The organism is Paenirhizobium cremeum, from assembly GCF_022884085.1.
Classification (GTDB): Bacteria; Pseudomonadota; Alphaproteobacteria; order Rhizobiales; family Rhizobiaceae; genus Allorhizobium; species Allorhizobium cremeum.
The window spans coordinates 120,085-137,716 of the sequence record NZ_JAGGCS010000001.1 but is presented as its reverse complement, the minus strand read 5'-3'; the positions used below and the strand labels follow the sequence as shown (position 1 = coordinate 137,716).

Sequence of the window (17,632 nt, the reverse complement as noted above, 5' to 3'; positions counted from 1 at the left end):
AGGAATCATGCGCTTTTCTGCATGGCCGCCATCGCGGCATCGTCCAGTTCGACGGCGCGCCGATATGCAGGACGCTCGCTCACGCGCGCCAGATAGTCGACGAAGGCAGGACGCTTCTCGATCGAGCCGAACTGCAGCCCCCAGCCGATATGCGAACCGACATAGACATCCGCCGCGGTAAAGCGTTCGCCGGCGATATAGGTTGTGCGGCTCACCGCCTTTTCCAGCGTGGCCATGACATCATCGAACGAACCGTAGCCGATCATGCGGCGCCTGTCCTCGGGCACGACGAAGCCAAGCGCGCGATTGGAGACCGCGGCCTCCAGCGGACCTGCGGCAAAAAACATCCAACGATAATAATCCGCCCGATCCGTTGTTGCGGGCGCAAGCTCCGCCTCGGGAAAGGCGTCGGCGAGATAGGCGCAGATCGCCGCACATTCGGTGACGATCTTCTGGCGATGCACGATCGAGGGCACCTTGCCCATCGGATTGATGGCGCAATAAACCGCGGTTTTCATCGGTGGACCGAAAGGGACGATCTCCGCACGATAGGGAGCGCCGGTTTCCTCAAGCATCCAGCGAGCGATGCGTCCGCGCGACATGGGATTGGTGTAGAAGACGATTTCACTCATACCGCTCCTCCATTTTCGTTCACTTTATGTTCGTTGTTCCCGCGTGTCAACGAAGCCGGTCTGCGATCCTTGAGATGATGTTGCCAAGCGCAGATGGCCCTTTTGGCGGTTTTCAGAAATCCGTCCATCGCCGGACCCGGAGGTTACGGAACAAAAAACCCGGCACAAGGCCGGGTTTCTCAAGAAGAACGGTGGGGCCTGGCCTCAGGCGGCCATGGCCTTCTTCAGGTTTTCATCGATCTTGTCGAGGAAGGCGGTGGTCGAAAGCCACGGCTGATCCGGGCCGATCAGGAGCGCCAGGTCCTTGGTCATGAAACCGGACTCGACGGTCTCGATGCAGACCCGTTCCAGCGTCGTTGCGAACTTCGCGAGCTCGGCGTTGTCGTCCAGCTTGGCGCGGTGTGCGAGACCGCGGGTCCAGGCGAAGATCGATGCGATCGAGTTGGTCGAGGTTTCCTGACCCTTCTGATGCTGGCGGTAGTGGCGGGTCACGGTGCCGTGGGCAGCTTCTGCTTCGACGGTCTTGCCATCGGGGGTGAGCAGGACGGAGGTCATCAGGCCGAGCGAGCCGAAGCCCTGAGCGACGGTGTCGGACTGAACGTCGCCGTCGTAGTTCTTGCAGGCCCAGATGTAGCCGCCGGACCACTTGAGCGCCGAGGCGACCATGTCGTCGATCAGGCGATGTTCGTAGGTGATGCCGATCTCGTCGAACTTGGCCTTGAATTCGGTCTGGTAGACTTCCTCGAAGATATCCTTGAAGCGGCCGTCATAGGCCTTGAGGATGGTGTTCTTGGTCGACAGATAGACCGGCCACTTGCGCATCAGGCCGTACATCATCGAGGCGCGGGCGAATTCGCGGATCGATTCGTCGAGGTTGTACATGGCGAGAGCCACGCCGGCGCCCGGAGCCTTGTAGACTTCCTTCTCGATCGTCTGGCCGTCTTCGCCGACGAACTTGATGGTCAGCGTGCCCTTGCCCGGGAACTTGAAGTCGGTTGCCTTGTACTGGTCGCCGAAGGCGTGACGGCCGACGACGATCGGCTTGGTCCAGCCCGGAACCAGGCGCGGAACGTTCTTGCAGATGATCGGCTCGCGGAAGATTACGCCGCCGAGGATGTTGCGGATGGTGCCGTTCGGGCTCTTCCACATTTCCTTGAGGTTGAATTCCTTGACGCGGGCTTCGTCGGGGGTGATGGTCGCGCACTTGATGCCGACGCCGTGCTTCTTGATGGCGTTGGCGGCGTCGACGGTCACTTGGTCGTTGGTGGCGTCGCGGTTCTCGACAGAGAGGTCGTAATATTCGATCTGCAGGTCAAGATAAGGCAGGATCAGCTTGTCCTTGATGAACTGCCAGATGATGCGGGTCATCTCGTCGCCGTCGAGATCGACGACCGGGTTGGCTACCTTGATCTTGCTCATGAATATCCTCGCTGATTGGGGGAGGGACGAGGGTCCCGTTGTTAGGCTCGCTGCGCTATAGCATTCCGAACCGGGAACGCAAAGCGTTGCGCTGCCCGGATAGCGGCTTTTCGTTCACAAAATCATACCAACTTTGGCCTTAGGCATGCGACCGGTGGGCTTGAGCTTTGCTCGGCTGGAGATATCTTGCGCCCTGTCTTTCAGTCGCCGGGAAATCACCGATGAAATCCAAGCTTTTCGCCGCTCTCCTTGTCCTTGCCGCTGGCTCCGCGCTTGCCGCCGACCCGACGGCTCCGGTCAAGGAGGTCATTAATGTGGCCGCCGGTAACTGGGCAGGGGAAGCCGCCTCCGACGACGACGTGTTCAGCGATGATCGCCTGAAGCGGCTTTTCAGTGTCGATTTCGCCAAGGCCTATCACGAGGCGTCGAAGCATCCTGCCTATGACCTTCCGGAGGGCGAAACCACGGGTAGCCCGTTCGACTACGATCCGATCGCCGGAGGCCAGGATGGCTGCAACTTCGAAAACATCCGTATCGAAGACGACGGGGACGGCCAGGTGACGGCGCTCTTCAACAATCGCCAATGCTTCGGCGACGATCCCGCCTACAAGGAAGACAGGGTACTGATCTTCCATATGAAGACCGAGAACGGCCGGCAGGTGATCGACGACATCTATCCTGTAGAGAACGGCAATTCCTCAAGCTCGATCAAGGACGACCTGAAGACCATCGCCGCCCAATAGAGCCCTGAAATCCGGGTTGTTGCATCGATCATCGTGGCTACGCTACTGATTGCGGCGGCGAGAGGTGAGGGGCGTATGAGACGGACGTTCGGGCTGCTGCTGTTTTTTCTGCCGGCTCTGGTCCAGCCGGCGAACGCGAATGACCGGGTGGGGCTCGTTCGCATGTATGTCGACAGGATCGTTGCGAACTCGCTCGATCAGCCGGATGGCCATCGCGCCTATTTCACCGAGATACAGCTGCTCAACGATTTCGGCGCGGATTTCGTTTCCGCCTACGCGGCGGCCCTGAATGCGGCTCGGATGCGTCGGGAGGTCAGCCTCTTCGAGGATGACCCAATCACGGGCGATGCGAACCGCTGTCCCATCGGCAACGCCCATATTGCCGATCTGACCCGGGCGGATACGCGGATCATGGTTGAGGCGAGGCTCGATCTGCCGTCCTGTGACGGCAATTCCGGGAACGGATCGCAGATGAGGCTGATGTTCATCCTGCTTGCGGACGATGCCACGGGAAAGCGTTTCGTCATCGACGATATCTTGAGAGAGAGGCTCGATGGCAGCTGGTTTTCACTGAAAGCCTCGCTGGAAAGGCTTGCCCGCCCCTGATTGCGGCAATGAGTTTTTGATTTTTGCCCCAGCCTGTGCCAGTGAAGCCGCCACTTGAAAATCTCGGACAGGAACATGGCAGGTACGAACAGCGAGCGCGCGCTTCTGGCGGAAGGGCCGGTAATCATTCTCGTCGAGCCGCAGCTTGGCGAAAATATCGGGATGGTTGCCCGGGCCATGGCGAATTTCGGGCTATGGGAGTTGCGTCTCGTCAAGCCGCGGGACGGATGGCCGAGCGAGAAGGCCCGTTCCGCCGCGTCCAAGGCCGATCACGTCATCGATGCGACGCAGGTCTATGAAACGCTCGAGGAAGCGATTGCCGATCTCAACTTCGTCTATGCAACGACCGCGCGGGAGCGCGACGGCTTCAAGCCGGTGCGCTCGCCGGTGACTGCCGCGGAAACCTTGCGCGGCAAGTTCCGCGGCGGAGAACGGACGGGCATCCTGTTCGGGCGCGAGCGCTGGGGGCTCACCAACGAGGAGGTGGCGCTGGCTGACGAGATCGTGACCTTTCCCGTCAATCCCGCCTTTGCCTCGCTCAATATCGCCCAGGCCGTGCTGCTCATGTCCTATGAGTGGATGAAATCCGGCATTGAGGACCTTGGCGAAACGCGGTTCCAGGCGGTGGAGCAGAGCCCGGCGACCAAGGAGCACCTGATCGGCCTTTTCGAGATGGTCGAGGAAGCGCTCGATGCCCGGGGCTATTTCCGCCCGGTCGGCAAGAAGCCGCGCATGGTGGAAAATCTGAGGGCGGTCCTGTCGCGGCGCGCCTTCACCGAACAGGAAATCCATGTGCTTCGCGGCGTTTTCGCCACATTCGACCGCTACAGCCGCAAGAACCCGCGCGGCGCGGGGAAATCGGGCAATGGGGACGAGCACGGGGATGACGACAGCGGGGCATGACCTGAAACCGGTTCTGGTTTTCGATTCCGGGATCGGAGGCCTCACCGTGTTGCGCGAGGCGCGCGTACTGATGCCGGAACGGGGCTTCATCTATGTCGCCGACGATGCCGGCTTTCCTTATGGCGGATGGGAGGAAGAGCCGCTTCGGGAGCGGATCGTCGGGCTCTTCACCGATCTTCTGGAACGCTACAGCCCGGAGGCGGTGATCGTCGCCTGCAACACCGCCTTCACCCTTGCCGGTACCGACCTGCGACACGCCTTTCCCGACATGCGCTTCATCGGCACCGTGCCGGCGATCAAGCCCGCCGCCGAGCGGACCCGCTCCGGTCTCGTCTCCGTGCTCGCCACGCCGGGTACCGTCAAGCGCGCCTATACGCGCGACCTCATCCAGTCTTTCGCCTCGAAATGCCATGTCCGGCTCGTTGGCTCGGAGAACCTTGCGAGGATGGCGGAAGCCTATATTCGCGGCGAGGCGATTGCGGATGAGGCCGTGCTTTCGGAGATTGTGCCCTGCTTCGTCGATAAGGACGGTGCGAAGACGGACATCGTGGTGCTTGCCTGCACGCATTATCCCTTTCTTGCCAATGTTTTTCGCCGGCTTGCGCCCTGGCCGGTCGACTGGCTGGACCCGGCGGAGGCGATTGCCCGGCAGGCCCGCCGTCTCGTGCCGATGGTCGACGGCGCCGAGCACCCCGACGGTTTCGATTTCGCCGTCTTCACCTCGGGCAAGCCGGATTTCTCCACCCGGCGCTTGATGCAGGGTTTCGGCCTTACGATCCGCGCCCTATAGGACACTGTGGCATTTCGGCAACTCGATTGCCGCAACTCTTGCAATTCGCAATTGTGGTCTTGTCGTTCGGCCTCAGTCGTGCGATGATCCAGACGTCTGCAAATCGAACCATAGGAGGCGCAATATGACTGCTTTTTCTTTGCTTATGCGCCTCACCGGCGGCATTGACCACAAGGGGAGCGCACTTGGTGCGACGACCCGACGCCGATATGGTTTTCAGGCCTATTGCGCCTGATATTTCTGCCTTTTGGCGTCTTTTCCATTTTTCTGACGTGACCGGCTGACACTGCGGCGGCTTGTGTCTTCGCGCGGCTTCTCCGCACGTCCTCAGCACTTTGAAAGGGCCTGGCTGCTGCGATGCGCCGGGACGGAAAACCATGCGTGAAATACAATCTTTAGTTGCTTATCCTCTGGCTGAGGCCATGAATGAACTGCACAGGGAATACGGTTTCTGGAAGCTTGTCCGGGCTATTCTCGCCCTCGGCTGGCGGGAGCGTCGTTCCTCGAACCGGCTGGACGATCTCGACAATTACATGCGTCGGGATATCGGCCTGCCGGAAATGGAGGCTCCCCGTCGCCATGCGAGCCTCAATCCTTGGGATTTCAGGCCGTGAACGGTGTGCGGTCGCGCCCGGCTATGCCATGCCGGGCGTGACAGCAGACACGCCTTTTCGGCAGGCTGCGGCCTGAATTCCGGTTCGAAATCAACAGCCCGCTAAATTCGGGAGGCGTCGGGGTTCCCGTTTGGAAGGCGTCGGCATCTATGCTAGAGATCTTCCCTGTTGCCGGACGCTTAGCCGGTGTAGAGGAGCTTTGATTCTCGTTTTGTTAACGGAAATTTTGATCGTCGTTTTTCTAACCCTGTTGAACGGCGTTCTTGCAATGTCGGAACTGGCTGTCGTGTCATCGAGGACCGCGCGCCTGAGGGTGCTTTCCGAACAGGGCAATATTGGCGCAGCCGTGGCCATGAGACTCGCCGAAGAGCCCGGCAGGTTTCTGTCCACCGTGCAGATCGGCATTACCCTGGTCGGCGTTCTTTCGGGTGCGTTTTCAGGCGCCACCCTTGGCAACCGGCTTTCGGTCTGGCTTGAAACGCAGGGGCTTTCGGCCGGTGCCGCAAATGCGCTGGGCGTCGGTTCCGTCGTGGTTCTCATTACCTATCTTTCCCTCATCGTCGGCGAACTCGTGCCCAAGCAGATCGCGCTTCGCAATCCCGAGGGCGTCGCCTCGAAGGTCGCAGGACCCATGCTGATCCTGTCGCGGGTCGCTGCGCCGCTTGTCTGGTTGCTCGACGCTTCCGGTAAGCTGGTTCTGCGCCTGCTCGGCCAGAGCGGCGTTGCCGCCGGCACGGTGACCGACGAGGAAATCAAGACGGTGCTGGCGGAAGCGCAGAGCGCCGGCGTGATCGAGACCGAGGAACAGGCGATGATTTCCGGCGTCATGCGCCTGGCGGACCGGACTGCGCGTGGGCTGATGACGCCGCGCCGCGACGTCGAGGTGGTCGACATCGAGGATACGCCGGAGGAAATTCGCGAAACGCTGCGCAAGACACAGCATTCGCGCCTGCCGGTGCGTACCGGCAATTCCGACGAGATCATCGGCGTGCTGTTCGTGAAGAACGTCTATGACGCGATCACCGCCGGGGGCGATCTTCTCGATATCCGCCCCCTCGTCAGCGAGGTGCCGATCGTATCCGACCTCGCAAGCGCTACAGACATCATCCAGGCCATGCGCCGGACGCCGCTGCACATGGTTCTGGTCTATGATGAGTACGGTCATTTCGAGGGTATCGTCACCTCCGGCGATATCCTGGAGGCGATTACCGGCGCCTTCCAGGAAGGCGAGGAGGAAGAACCCTCGCTGGTTCGCCGCGATGACGGCTCCTTCCTTGTCGCCGGCTGGACGCCGATCGACGAGTTCGTCGACAAGATTCGCGTGACGACCGAGGCTGACCCGGACTACACGACCGTTGCCGGCTTCGTGATCGCGGAGCTCAAGCGCATTCCGGAACTCGGCGAGAGCTTCATCAAGGACGGCTGGAAGTTCGAGGTGATCGACCTCGACGGTCGCCGAATCGATAAGCTGCTGGTTTCTCCGGCCGAGGACCCGAATATCTGACAGGTCGCGGCGCAGCATTCGCTTGAATGCAGCGCCGGTTCCGGACGCGCCGCATTCCCCTGTGGGTTAATTTTTTCCTGACGCGCGCATCCGCATCATTTTTGTTATGGCATGTCCTGATGCGCCGCTTCGGCGGCGTCGGGGATTCGCACTTTTCGAGGTCGGGGATTTGCAGGTCGGGATCGATATGGGAACGGTGTCGGGCGGTCAGCCGGCCAAGCTCGATATCGAGGAGCTTTTGGCGACGCGCCTTCTGGTGCAGGGCAATTCCGGCTCGGGCAAGTCACATCTGCTGCGCCGGCTGCTGGAACAGTCCGCCCCCTGGGTGCAGCAGGTCGTCATTGACCCCGAAGGCGATTTTGTCACGCTTTCCGACAAGTACGGCCATGTCGTGGTCGACGGCGAACGGACAGAGGCCGAACTTGCCGGCATCGCCAACCGTATCCGCCAACACCGGGTTTCCTGCGTCCTGACGCTCGAAGGGCTTGATATCGAGCAACAGATGCGGGCGGCCGCTGCCTTCCTCAACGGCATGTTCGATGCCGAGCGCGAATACTGGTTTCCGGTTCTCGTGGTGGTGGACGAGGCGCAGATGTTCGCGCCCTCCGTTGGCGGTGACGTTTCCGAAGACGCCCGCAAGATGTCGCTCGGGGCGATGACGAACCTGATGTGTCGCGGCCGCAAGCGCGGGCTTGCCGGCGTTATCGCCACGCAGCGTCTCGCCAAGCTTGCCAAGAACGTGGCGGCCGAGGCCTCCAACTTCCTGATGGGCCGTACCTTCCTCGATATCGACATGGCGCGCGCGGCCGACCTGCTCGGCATGGATCGCCGCCAGGCGGAGATGTTCCGCGATCTCAAACGCGGCAACTTCGTCGCGCTCGGCCCGGCGCTGTCCCGCCGTCCGTTGCCGATCGTCATCGGTGCGGTCGAGACCTCGGCGCGTTCGTCTAGCCCCAAGCTGATGCCGCTGCCGGATGCGCCGCAGGACGTCGAAGACCTGATTTTCACGCCGGACCCTGAGGAATTCACCCGTCCGATCGTGCGCCGGGCGCCACCCGCGCCACGTCCGACCACCGACATTCTCGCCGAACTCTCCCGTTCGACGCCGGCGGCAACCCAGCCGGTCGCGACCGAAAGCCGGGCAACCGCGCCGGAAATCTCGGAGGAAGAACGGGAGGAACGGCTTGCCGCCGTTCTGTCGGAAATCCTCGCCGATCCGCAGGCCGCGTATCGCACGGATTCCGTTCTCTATCAGGAGTTCCTCGTTCGCGCCCGCATGCGCCGCGTGCCAGGCCCGCCGATGGCGATGGGCGAGTTCCGTCGCCGGGTGGCGATCGCTCGGGCAGGGGTGGATGAAGAAACGGCGGCGAGCGAAGCCTGGGCGACCGCGCTTTCGCTTTCCGCCGGTGTTTCCGACGATCTTCAGGGCGTTTTCCTGCTGATGGCGAAGGCCGCGATCCGGGGCGAGGTCTGCCCCTCCGATCAGCGAATCGCCAAGGCGTACGGGACCCATTCCGCGCGCCGCGCCCGCAGGCTTCTCGGCTATTTCGAGGAGCAGGGGCTGATCGTCGTACATACCGACTTTGCCGGCAAGCGCATTGTCGCCTTTCCGGATCTTCAGGCCGAGACCCGGCCCGGCGATCCGAACGCCACTGACGACTGTACGGAGGTTCCCTCGGCGGCGGAATAAGATCGGCTTTGTTTATCGCAATCGGGACAGAGTTCCCGGATCGGGCTCGCCATCGTAATATTTCTCCAATATGCCGTCGAAGATGCTGGGTGCTGGGGCGGCCTTCGAGAAAAGCGTCATCGATGACCGCAGCTTCAGCACATCGGGATAACCGAAGATATCGTCTGCGCTTAACCCATCGGTCTCCATGAGGATGTCGCAGCATTCCCATAGGCGTGGGCCGAGGACCGCATGATCGAGATAGGCTGCCGCCTCTTCAAGCGATGAAATGGCATATCTTGCCGCCATGGGGCTGTTGCCGAGCCCGCGCAATTGCGGGAAGACGAACCACATCCAGTGGCTCGTCTTGCGCCCGTTGCGAAGTTCTGAAAGCACCTCGCCGTAAACCGGGTTTTGGGCTTTCACGAAGCGTTCGAGATCGAAAGGATCGTTCATGCGAATTCCTTTCCTGCCTGCCGCCGGATATCCGCAGGCCGCGGCGACCGTCAGTCCGGCGTGCGTTCCTCCCAGACCTTCACCAGTTCCACGATTGTTTCGACCGATTTTTCCATGTCCTGCCGGCTTATCCATTCGAGCGGCGAGTGATAGGCGTGGCCGCCGGTGAAGATGTTCGGACAGGGCAGGCCCATGAAGGACAGGCGGGAACCGTCTGTGCCGCCACGGATACTGTGCAGTTCCGGTGTCAGGCCGACACGTCGCACCGCTTCCACCAGATTGTCGACGACCATCGGGTGCCGGTCGAGGACGACCTTCATGTTGCGATATTGTTCCCTGACCGAGAAGGTGAAGGTCGAACCGGGATAGCTCTTCATGACCTCTTTCGTGATCTCCTCCAGCAGGGTTTCCTTGGTCTTGAGACCGTCTTCCACGAAGTCGCGGATGATGAAGGAGACGCGGGCCTTTTCCATGGAGCCGCCGATATCGACCGGATGGATGAAGCCCTGCTTGCCCTCTGTGGTTTCCGGCGCGATGTCTTTCGGTAGCCGGGCAACGATCTCGCTTGCGATCTTGATCGCGTTTTCCATCTTGCCCTTGGCGGTGCCGGGATGAATGGCGACACCGGAGATGACGATGTCCACGCCGTCGGCCGAGAAGGTTTCGTTCTCGATTTCGCCGACGGTGCTTCCGTCCAGCGTATAGCCGAAGGCCGCGCCGAGCTTTTCGAGATTGACCTTGTCGGCGCCTCGGCCGATTTCCTCGTCGGTGGTGAAGAGAATGCGGACCTTGCCCCGGCGGATTTCGGGGTGATCCATCAGATATTGGGCCGCCGTCATGATTTCGGCGATACCGGCCTTGTCGTCGGCGCCGAGAAGCGTCGTGCCGTCGGTGGTGACGATATCGTGGCCTATCTGGGCGTTCAGTTCTGGATTATCGGCAACGCGGATGACCTGGCTGGTGTCGCCGGTCAGACGGATGTCGCCGCCCTGGTAGTTGCGCAGGACGTGCGGCCTGACATTCGTGCCGGTGAAATCCGGGGCGGTGTCCATATGCGAGCAGAAGCAGATGACGGGAACCGGCTTTTCGACGTTGGCTGGAATGGTGGCGTAGACATTGCCGTGTTCGTCGAGATGGGCGTCCGAAAGGCCAATTGCCAGCAGTTCATCGACCAGCAGATGGCCGAGATCCTTCTGCTTTTCGGTGGAGGGTTGCGCCGACGAGGCTGGGTCCGACTGGGTATCGATGACAACGTAGCGAAGAAAGCGTTCAAGGACGGTATCGGTCATGAGCTATCCAGATTGAAAGTATGGAAACCGTCCAGCTATAGCCCTTCGGAGGGCTGTCGTGAATGCTCGAAAGCGAAAGCGGTGGGGCGCGACCAAGACGAGGGCGGCGCATGATCGCGCCGCCCCCGCCTGTTTCGAGGGGATCGCTATTCCCGAGCCAGCGTGTTTGCGCCCGCCTTGTCCTCGTTGCGGGTCGCCCAGAGCGATCCGAGGATGCCAGCACCGAGGATGGCGAGGGTTACGCCGAGCGAAACCGTGGGGGGGATCTTTGCAAGCCCGAGCATGTCGGCCACGAAGATCTTCGAACCGATGAAGATCAGCACCACGGAGAGCGCATACTTCAGATAAGCGAAGCGATGAATGAGCGCCGACAGCGCGAAGTACAGCGCCCTGAGGCCGAGGATCGCGAAGATGTTCGAGGTGTAGACGATGAAGGGATCGGTGGTGATGGCAAACACCGCCGGAATGGAATCGACCGCAAAGACGAGGTCTGCGAGTTCGACCATGACCAAGGCCAGGAAGAGCGGGGTGAAATAGATCTTCATTTTGCCGGAAAAGACGTCTTCCCGCCGGACGACGAAGCGGTGCCCTTCGAGTTTTTCCGTGATCGGCAGATGTTTGCGCAGGAACCGCAGAAGCGGATTGCCCGAGACATCGTATTCCTTGTCGGCGGTAAGCAGCATCTTGATGCCGGTGACAATGAGGAAGGCGGCAAAAAGGTAGAGAACCCAGTGATAGTTCTCGACAATGGAGGCACCGGCGGCGATCATGATGCCGCGCAAGACGATCACTCCGAGAATTCCCCAGAGCAGAACCCGGTGCTGGTAGGCGCGGGGAATGGCGAAATAGCCGAAGATCATGGCGATGACGAAGATGTTGTCCATCGCCAGGCTTTTCTCGACGACGAAACCTGTCAGATATTCAAGGCCGGCCTGCTGGCCGGATTGCCACCAGACCCATCCGCCGAAGGCAAGTCCGAGCGACATGTAGAAGGCGGAAAGCAGGAAGCTTTCACGAATGCCGATCTCGGCGTTCTTTTTGTGCAGGACGCCCAGGTCGAGGGCGAGGAGAAGTATGACAAGGGCCAGGAAGGAGAGCCACATCCATATGGCGGTCCCCAAGAAGTCTGTCCAAAGAAAATCCATCGAGGCTTTCCTTTGCCGGAACGGTTGGTGATAGCAGCTCCGACATCACGGGAATCCGGCACTCGCGTCAGAGGGGCCCGGTGCTGCGTTCCCTCGAAATGGTCATCCGCGCAATTAGTTCAAGCACCAGCCGTTGACTTTCCCGTGATCCGTCGCTATTGAGCCCACCAACGCCGGGCCGTAATGCCCGGTGTTTGTTTTGACATGTCCCGTGGTTTCATCCGTACGCTTACGTGAGAAACCTGTCAGAACGTCCAAAATGGCGTTCAGAGGAGGGCGTGTTTCCTCGACCGGTTTGGCAACAAACCGACCTAACTTATTGAGAAGGAAATGCGATGAGCAAGCGCGCTGCATCCAAGTACAAAATCGATCGCCGTATGGGCGAAAACATCTGGGGCCGTCCGAAGTCCCCGGTCAACCGCCGCGAATACGGCCCGGGCCAGCACGGCCAGCGCCGCAAGGGCAAGCTGTCCGACTTCGGTGTTCAGCTCCGCGCCAAGCAGAAGCTGAAGGGCTACTATGGCGACCTGCGCGAGAAGCAGTTCCGCGCCATCTACGACGAAGCCAACCGCCGCAAGGGCGACACCTCGGAGAACCTGATCGGTCTGCTCGAATCGCGCCTCGACGCGATCGTCTACCGCGCCAAGTTCGTTCCGACGGTCTTCGCTGCCCGTCAGTTCGTCAACCATGGCCACGTCACCGTCAACGGCGTTCGCGTCAACATCGGTTCCTACCGTTGCAAGGCCGGCGATGTCATCGAAGTTCGCCAGAAGTCCAAGCAGCTCGTTTCCGTTCTGGAATCGGTTTCTCTCGCCGAGCGCGACGTTCCGGATTACATCGAAGTCGACCACAACAAGATGGTTGCCACCTTCGTTCGCGTTCCGGGCCTTTCCGACGTACCTTATGCGGTCGTCATGGAGCCGCAGCTCGTCGTCGAATTCTATTCTCGCTGATTTCTGCGAGAGCCGATTGTGGAAAGCCGCCCTTCCGGGCGGCTTTTTCTATTTGCGCTGCAGCATTCCCGGTTGATTATGTCGGCCGCGCTTTGCATCGAGAGGAAGCCATGGACCTTCAGGCAGTCGTTGACGATATCGTGCGCGATCTTCAGCCCCGGCTCGGCGAGGGCAAGGTAGCCGACTACATACCGCAGCTCGCGCGCGTCGATCCGAACCAGTTCGGCATCGCGATCACGACCGTCGACGGCACCACCTATACCGCCGGCGATGCGGGGACGTCCTTCTCGATTCAGAGCATCTCCAAGGTCTTCATGCTGACGCTGGCGCTTGGCAAGGCGGGAGAGGCGATCTGGAAACGCGTCGGTCGCGAACCCTCGGGCTCCTCATTCAATTCGATCGTCCAGCTCGAACATGAGCACGGCATTCCCCGCAACCCCTTCATCAATGCGGGCGCTATCGTCATCACCGACATGGTCCTGGCCGGCCACGAGCCGCGCGAGGCGATCGGCGAGTTCCTGCGCTTCATGCGTTTCATCGCCGACGACGATGCCGTTACCATCGATGAGAAGGTGGCGCGCTCGGAGCAGGAGACGGGTTACCGCAACTTTGCGCTCGCCAATTTCATGCGCGGTTTCGGCAATCTCCAGCATCCGGTCGAGCATGTTCTCGGGGTCTATTTTCACCAGTGCGCGCTGGCCATGAGCTGCGTGCAGCTTTCCCATGCCGGGCTCTATCTTGCCAATCGCGGCACCAATCCGCTCACCGGCTTCTCCGTTGTGTCGCCGAAGCGCGCGCGGCGCATCAACGCCTTGATGCTGACATGCGGCCATTACGACGGGTCGGGCGATTTCGCCTATCATGTCGGCCTGCCGGGCAAGAGCGGCGTCGGTGGCGGCATCCTGGCGATTGCGCCGGGCAAGGCGTCCATCGCGGTCTGGTCGCCGGGACTGAACAGGGTCGGCAACTCGGCGCTGGGTTCGGTTGCGCTGGAGATGCTCGCCACGCGCACCGGCTGGTCGGTGTTCGGCACTTGATCTTGACGGCCTAAACAGGCATTGGCTGTTTTCAAGCGCCGCATGCGCACCGGAGCCCGCCCATGAACGTCCCGCCATCGACCGACAGTTTCACAGCCGATGCCGCTGAGGACGAGGATCTTTCGAGCGGCGCCCATCCGGTCTTTGCCGCCGCACCGCGTTCCGTCGGCTTCAACAAGCTGCGCAAGCGGCTGATCCGGCAGGTGCGGCAGGCGCTTTCGGATTTCGACATGCTGAACGGCCAGAAGCGCTGGCTGGTCGGCCTTTCGGGCGGCAAGGATTCCTACGGACTGCTCGCCATCCTGCTCGATCTCAAATGGCGCGGCCTGCTGCCGGTCGAACTGGTTGCCTGCAATCTCGATCAGGGCCAGCCGAATTTCCCGAAGCATATCCTGCCGGATTATCTTTCCTCGATCGGCGTGCCGCATCGCATCGAATACCGCGACACCTATTCGGTGGTGAAGGAGAAGGTTCCCCAGGGCGGAACCTATTGTTCGCTGTGTTCGCGCCTCCGGCGCGGCAATCTCTATCGTATCGCCCGTGAGGAGGGTTGCGACGCGCTGGTGCTCGGCCATCATCGCGAGGACATCCTCGAAACCTTCTTCATGAATTTCTTCCATGGCGGTCGTCTCTCGGCGATGCCGGCGAAGCTCCGGAACGACGAGGGGGATCTGATGGTGCTGAGGCCGCTCGCCTATGCGGCCGAAGACGATCTGTCGCGCTTTGCCGAGGCGATGGCGTTTCCGATCATCCCCTGCGATCTCTGCGGTTCCCAGGACGGACTGCAGCGCAATGCGATGAAGGAGATGCTGGCGGGGATCGAGGCGAAGATGCCAGGACGCAAGGACGCGATGCTGCGTGCGCTCGGCCATGTGGATGCCTCGCACCTTCTCGACCCGAAGCTTTTCGATTTCTCCGCCCTTCAGACGACAAAGGATTTCTGACCATGGCCGAACTTGATATCGCAGCGCTTGCCAACCTGCTTCAGGAGGCAGCGGAAGGCGAGATCCTGCCGCGTTTCAGGAATCTCGGCACGGATGACGTGCGGATGAAGTCGGAGGCGATAGATCTGGTCACGGAAGCCGACGAGGCGGCAGAGCGGGTTATCCGCGAACGCATCGCGACCATGATGCCGGAGGCCGTCTTTATTGGCGAGGAAGCGGTCGCCGCCGATCCGGCGCTGCTCGGCAAGATCGATGATGCGGATCTGGCTGTCATCGTCGATCCCATCGACGGCACCTTCAACTATGCGGCCGGCCTGCCGCTGTTCGGCGTCATGCTGTCGGTGGTCCGCAAAGGCGAGACGGTCGCCGGGGTGATCTACGATCCGATGGGCAATGACTGGCTGATTGCGGAAAAGGGGTCCGGAGCATGGCTCTGCCGGCCGGACGGCCAGCAGGAACAGATGGCGGTCGCTCCGTCCGTGTCGCTTTCGCAGATGGTGGGCATCGCCGCAGTGACCTATATGGAGCGCGAGGCGAAGCGGCAGACGCTTGCCAATCTCGCCGATGTCAGGCTCTTCACCAGTTATCGCTGCTCGGCCCATGAATATCGCGCCTTTGCAGCCGGCCACCTGCATTTCCTGCAATATCGCAAGCTGATGCCGTGGGATCATCTGGCCGGCACGCTGATCTCGGCGGAAGCAGGCGCTCATGTGCGCAAGCTCGATGGTACGGCCTACAGGCCCTATGATTTCGAAGGCGGCATTCTCGTGGCCTCGGACGAGGCAAGCTGGAACGAGCTTCGCGAAAAGATCTTCAACGTCTGAGCGTCATCCGGCACACCAATGAAAAGGCGCGCGAACCATTCGGTTCGCGCGCCTTTCTTTTTCAGGGCTGAAAACTCAGACCGGCTTGTTGTGTGGCCGGAAAAGCTGGCCGCGTTCTGCGATGAGCACGAAGACAAGGCCGATCAGCGAGACCGTGAAGAACCCCGCCACCAGCGGCAGGGCGGTACCGTCGAACGCCTGGCCGATGATCGCGCCGATCAGCGAGCCGCCAACCGTGCCCATGAAGCCGAGGACCGACGAGGCGGTGCCTGCGACATGGCCCAACGGTTCCATGGCGAGCGAATTGAAATTCGAACCGATCCAGCCGAACTGGAACATCGCCAGAGCGAAGAACATGATGAAAAGCGGGAAAGGCATGGGCTGGGGACCCAGGATTTGTATCAGCAGCCACACGCTGTTGATGGCGATGAACCCCAGCAGAGAGGCATGCGACAGTCGCCGCATGCCGAAACGCCCGACGAGACGGGCATTGACGAAGGACGACAGCGCCATGAACAGGGCAACGGCTGCGAAGGCCACCGGAAACAGCGCGCCCAACCCGTAGATGCCGAGATAGATCTGCGGCGCGGAGTTGATGAACCCGAACAGGGCGCCGAAGATGAAGGTACTTGCGATCGTGTAGCAAAGCGCTACCCGCTCGGTCAGCACGATGCGGAAGCCCTGAAAGATGGACTTTGCGGTGAAGGAGCGAACGTCCTCGGGGTGCAGCGTTTCCGGCAGCCGCAGATACATCCAAAGCCCGACGGCCAGAGCGGCAGCGGCCATGAAGACGAAGATCCAGTGCCAGTGGCCGAACATCATGATGACCTGCCCGGTGCCGGGGGCGACAACCGGAATGACCATGAATACCATCATGATGAGGGACATGACTTCCGCCATCTGGCGTCCGCCATAGACGTCACGCACGATGGAGACGGTGATGACGCGGGTGGCGGCCGAACCGATGCCCTGGATGAAACGCAGCGCGAGTAGAGTGCCGAAGGACGGCACGAGAACGACCATAAGCGACGACAGCACATAGATGCCGAGGCCGAACAGCATCGGCCTGCGGCGGCCGAAGCGGTCGGCAATCGGTCCGTAAAACAGCTGGGCGATACCGAAACCGATCAGATAGGCGGAAACCACGTATTGATGGTGGTTCTCGTTCTGGACGTCGAGCGAGGCGCCGATCTGCGGCAGGCCCGGCAGCATGATGTCGATGGCGAGCGCATTGAGCGCCATCAGAAAGGCCATCATCGCGATGAATTCCACTCGTCCCATGCCTTTCAGACTGGCCGGAGCGGGCTGTAACGTTTTAGTCATAATGCGTGCCTTGAAAACAACGAGAAGGCGCTGCTGATGGCAACGCCTTTTCAAATCGAAACGAAAATGAACTCCCGCGGATCAGCCGCGGGCCGATGGTCAGGCGGCGCCGCGGACGGCGATGCCCTGGTCTTCGAAGTGCTTCTGAAGTTCGCCGGCCTGGAACATTTCCCGGACGATGTCGCAGCCGCCGAGGAATTCGCCCTTGACGTAAAGCTGCGGGATCGTCGGCCAGTTGGAATAGTCCTTGATGCCCTGGCGGATCTCGCTGTCGGCCAGAACGTTCACGCCCTTGTAGGCGACGCCGAGATAATCGAGAATCTGGACGACCTGGCCGGAAAAGCCACACTGCGGGAACTGCGGGGTGCCCTTCATGAAAAGAACGACGTCGTTGGTCTTCACTTCATTGTCGATGAAATCGTGAACGCTCATGGGATTTCCTTTCACATGCGGCTTCAAGGACCGCTGTTTAAACGTCTCTTCTAGATAGCAAGCATGAGGCGCTTTTGCCAGAGCAATCCGCGGACCGGCCGGGTGCGGTCAGCTCTTGCGCTGGCGGCTGCGGCTTGCTGCGGTCCGGCGGCGGCTGACCTGCTTCTTCGCGGGCTTGCGCGTCGTCTTCCTGGTAAAGCGTCCGGTGGAGGAAGACCGCGTCTGGCGCTTGCGGCGGCGCGTGGCGCTGCGTCCGCCGGTCTTCTTCAGGATTTCCTTCAGAACGCCTTCAACGACGTTCTCGACCACTTCCTTGATGAGATCGGCCATATCGGTCCCCGGTGCCTGC

At 61.0% G+C, this 17,632-nt stretch carries 19 protein-coding genes; 11 read left to right on the top strand and 8 right to left on the bottom strand.

Annotated elements, in window-relative coordinates; all coding sequences use genetic code 11:
* Positions 1-5 precede the first annotated feature (5 nt).
* Together J5N58_RS00690 and J5N58_RS00685 are read right to left on the bottom strand one after the other, a co-directional pair.
* A complete protein-coding gene (locus J5N58_RS00690) occupies positions 6-632 on the bottom strand; it encodes a glutathione S-transferase family protein (protein ID WP_244709141.1) in 627 nt (208 codons plus the stop codon).
* Positions 633-836: 204 nt separating this feature from the next.
* Complete coding sequence (locus J5N58_RS00685) at positions 837-2,051, bottom strand: NADP-dependent isocitrate dehydrogenase (protein ID WP_112828176.1); 1,215 nt, start codon at positions 2,049-2,051, stop codon at positions 837-839.
* A 221-nt stretch (positions 2,052-2,272) separates the two neighbouring features.
* On the opposite strand from J5N58_RS00685, the gene J5N58_RS00680 reads away from it, so the two are divergent.
* From J5N58_RS00680 to J5N58_RS00650, 7 genes are all read left to right on the top strand, one after another.
* Positions 2,273-2,794 (top strand): hypothetical protein, encoded by a 522-nt coding sequence (locus tag J5N58_RS00680; protein WP_113443396.1) that lies wholly within the window; start codon positions 2,273-2,275, stop codon positions 2,792-2,794.
* Positions 2,795-2,869: 75 nt separating this feature from the next.
* Entirely contained in the window at positions 2,870-3,400 is a 531-nt protein-coding gene (locus J5N58_RS00675) for a hypothetical protein (RefSeq protein ID WP_113340193.1), read from the top strand.
* Between the two features lie 75 nt (positions 3,401-3,475).
* The gene (locus J5N58_RS00670; protein WP_113340194.1) at positions 3,476-4,303 is read left to right on the top strand and encodes an RNA methyltransferase; all 828 of its coding nucleotides are present in this window, start codon (positions 3,476-3,478) and stop codon (positions 4,301-4,303) included.
* Complete coding sequence (gene murI / locus J5N58_RS00665) at positions 4,284-5,093, top strand: glutamate racemase (RefSeq protein ID WP_112828180.1); 810 nt, start codon at positions 4,284-4,286, stop codon at positions 5,091-5,093. Before J5N58_RS00670 ends, murI begins: the two co-directional genes overlap by 20 nt.
* A 422-nt stretch (positions 5,094-5,515) precedes the next feature.
* Positions 5,516-5,707 carry a DUF1127 domain-containing protein gene (locus J5N58_RS00660; protein ID WP_113457067.1) on the top strand — a complete coding sequence of 64 codons (192 nt, stop codon included), beginning with the start codon at positions 5,516-5,518 and terminating at the stop codon, positions 5,705-5,707.
* Positions 5,708-5,918: 211 nt separating this feature from the next.
* Entirely contained in the window at positions 5,919-7,211 is a 1,293-nt protein-coding gene (locus J5N58_RS00655; RefSeq protein ID WP_113340285.1) for a hemolysin family protein, read from the top strand.
* A 169-nt stretch (positions 7,212-7,380) separates the two neighbouring features.
* Positions 7,381-8,901 carry a helicase HerA domain-containing protein gene (locus tag J5N58_RS00650; RefSeq protein ID WP_113437605.1) on the top strand — a complete coding sequence of 507 codons (1,521 nt, stop codon included), beginning with the start codon at positions 7,381-7,383 and terminating at the stop codon, positions 8,899-8,901.
* Between the two features lie 12 nt (positions 8,902-8,913).
* Here J5N58_RS00650 and J5N58_RS00645 read toward each other — a convergent pair whose 3' ends face one another.
* The 3 genes from J5N58_RS00645 to J5N58_RS00635 all read right to left on the bottom strand — a co-directional run bounded on the left by J5N58_RS00645 (position 8,914) and on the right by J5N58_RS00635 (position 11,770).
* On the bottom strand, positions 8,914-9,336 hold the full coding sequence (locus tag J5N58_RS00645; RefSeq protein ID WP_113443394.1) for a DUF1810 domain-containing protein: 423 nt from the start codon (positions 9,334-9,336) through the stop codon (positions 8,914-8,916).
* Between the two features lie 50 nt (positions 9,337-9,386).
* A complete protein-coding gene (pepT, locus tag J5N58_RS00640; RefSeq protein ID WP_244709139.1) occupies positions 9,387-10,625 on the bottom strand; it encodes a peptidase T in 1,239 nt (412 codons plus the stop codon).
* A gap of 146 nt (positions 10,626-10,771) precedes the next feature.
* Positions 10,772-11,770: a TerC family protein gene (locus J5N58_RS00635; RefSeq protein WP_113340198.1), complete on the bottom strand. Its 999-nt coding sequence runs from the start codon at positions 11,768-11,770 to the stop codon at positions 10,772-10,774.
* 335 nt (positions 11,771-12,105) lie between these two features.
* Between J5N58_RS00635 and rpsD the strand changes: the two genes are divergently transcribed.
* The 4 genes from rpsD (at position 12,106) to J5N58_RS00615 (ending at position 15,528) form a co-directional block, all read left to right on the top strand.
* Positions 12,106-12,723, top strand: a complete 618-nt coding sequence (rpsD, locus tag J5N58_RS00630) for a 30S ribosomal protein S4 (protein WP_112828186.1) — start codon at positions 12,106-12,108, stop codon at positions 12,721-12,723.
* A 110-nt stretch (positions 12,724-12,833) separates the two neighbouring features.
* Positions 12,834-13,760, top strand: a complete 927-nt coding sequence (locus J5N58_RS00625) for a glutaminase (protein WP_112828187.1) — start codon at positions 12,834-12,836, stop codon at positions 13,758-13,760.
* A gap of 62 nt (positions 13,761-13,822) precedes the next feature.
* Positions 13,823-14,704, top strand: a complete 882-nt coding sequence (gene ttcA, locus J5N58_RS00620; RefSeq protein WP_244709136.1) for a tRNA 2-thiocytidine(32) synthetase TtcA — start codon at positions 13,823-13,825, stop codon at positions 14,702-14,704.
* Between the two features lie 2 nt (positions 14,705-14,706).
* Positions 14,707-15,528: an inositol monophosphatase family protein gene (locus J5N58_RS00615; RefSeq protein ID WP_244709134.1), complete on the top strand. Its 822-nt coding sequence runs from the start codon at positions 14,707-14,709 to the stop codon at positions 15,526-15,528.
* Between the two features lie 75 nt (positions 15,529-15,603).
* On the opposite strand, the gene J5N58_RS00610 is transcribed toward J5N58_RS00615, so the two are convergent.
* From J5N58_RS00610 to J5N58_RS00600, 3 genes are all read right to left on the bottom strand, one after another.
* A complete protein-coding gene (locus tag J5N58_RS00610) occupies positions 15,604-16,809 on the bottom strand; it encodes a multidrug effflux MFS transporter (RefSeq protein ID WP_244709651.1) in 1,206 nt (401 codons plus the stop codon).
* Positions 16,810-16,950: 141 nt separating this feature from the next.
* Positions 16,951-17,283 carry a Grx4 family monothiol glutaredoxin gene (gene grxD, locus J5N58_RS00605; protein WP_112828191.1) on the bottom strand — a complete coding sequence of 111 codons (333 nt, stop codon included), beginning with the start codon at positions 17,281-17,283 and terminating at the stop codon, positions 16,951-16,953.
* 108 nt (positions 17,284-17,391) lie between these two features.
* The gene (locus tag J5N58_RS00600) at positions 17,392-17,613 is read right to left on the bottom strand and encodes a hypothetical protein (RefSeq protein WP_112828192.1); all 222 of its coding nucleotides are present in this window, start codon (positions 17,611-17,613) and stop codon (positions 17,392-17,394) included.
* Between the last annotated feature and the right edge of the window lie 19 nt (positions 17,614-17,632).

Coding starts and splice junctions, on each gene's coding strand:
- J5N58_RS00690 (WP_244709141.1), bottom strand. CDS start 632: ATGAGTGAAATCGTCTTCTACACCAATCCCATGTCGCGCGGACGCATC.
- J5N58_RS00685 (WP_112828176.1), bottom strand. CDS start 2,051: ATGAGCAAGATCAAGGTAGCCAACCCGGTCGTCGATCTCGACGGCGAC.
- J5N58_RS00680 (WP_113443396.1), top strand. CDS start 2,273: ATGAAATCCAAGCTTTTCGCCGCTCTCCTTGTCCTTGCCGCTGGCTCC.
- J5N58_RS00675 (WP_113340193.1), top strand. CDS start 2,870: ATGAGACGGACGTTCGGGCTGCTGCTGTTTTTTCTGCCGGCTCTGGTC.
- J5N58_RS00670 (WP_113340194.1), top strand. CDS start 3,476: ATGGCAGGTACGAACAGCGAGCGCGCGCTTCTGGCGGAAGGGCCGGTA.
- murI (WP_112828180.1), top strand. CDS start 4,284: ATGACGACAGCGGGGCATGACCTGAAACCGGTTCTGGTTTTCGATTCC.
- J5N58_RS00660 (WP_113457067.1), top strand. CDS start 5,516: ATGAATGAACTGCACAGGGAATACGGTTTCTGGAAGCTTGTCCGGGCT.
- J5N58_RS00645 (WP_113443394.1), bottom strand. CDS start 9,336: ATGAACGATCCTTTCGATCTCGAACGCTTCGTGAAAGCCCAAAACCCG.
- pepT (WP_244709139.1), bottom strand. CDS start 10,625: ATGACCGATACCGTCCTTGAACGCTTTCTTCGCTACGTTGTCATCGAT.
- J5N58_RS00635 (WP_113340198.1), bottom strand. CDS start 11,770: ATGGATTTTCTTTGGACAGACTTCTTGGGGACCGCCATATGGATGTGG.
- rpsD (WP_112828186.1), top strand. CDS start 12,106: ATGAGCAAGCGCGCTGCATCCAAGTACAAAATCGATCGCCGTATGGGC.
- J5N58_RS00625 (WP_112828187.1), top strand. CDS start 12,834: ATGGACCTTCAGGCAGTCGTTGACGATATCGTGCGCGATCTTCAGCCC.
- ttcA (WP_244709136.1), top strand. CDS start 13,823: ATGAACGTCCCGCCATCGACCGACAGTTTCACAGCCGATGCCGCTGAG.
- J5N58_RS00615 (WP_244709134.1), top strand. CDS start 14,707: ATGGCCGAACTTGATATCGCAGCGCTTGCCAACCTGCTTCAGGAGGCA.
- J5N58_RS00610 (WP_244709651.1), bottom strand. CDS start 16,809: ATGGGACGAGTGGAATTCATCGCGATGATGGCCTTTCTGATGGCGCTC.
- grxD (WP_112828191.1), bottom strand. CDS start 17,283: ATGAGCGTTCACGATTTCATCGACAATGAAGTGAAGACCAACGACGTC.
- J5N58_RS00600 (WP_112828192.1), bottom strand. CDS start 17,613: ATGGCCGATCTCATCAAGGAAGTGGTCGAGAACGTCGTTGAAGGCGTT.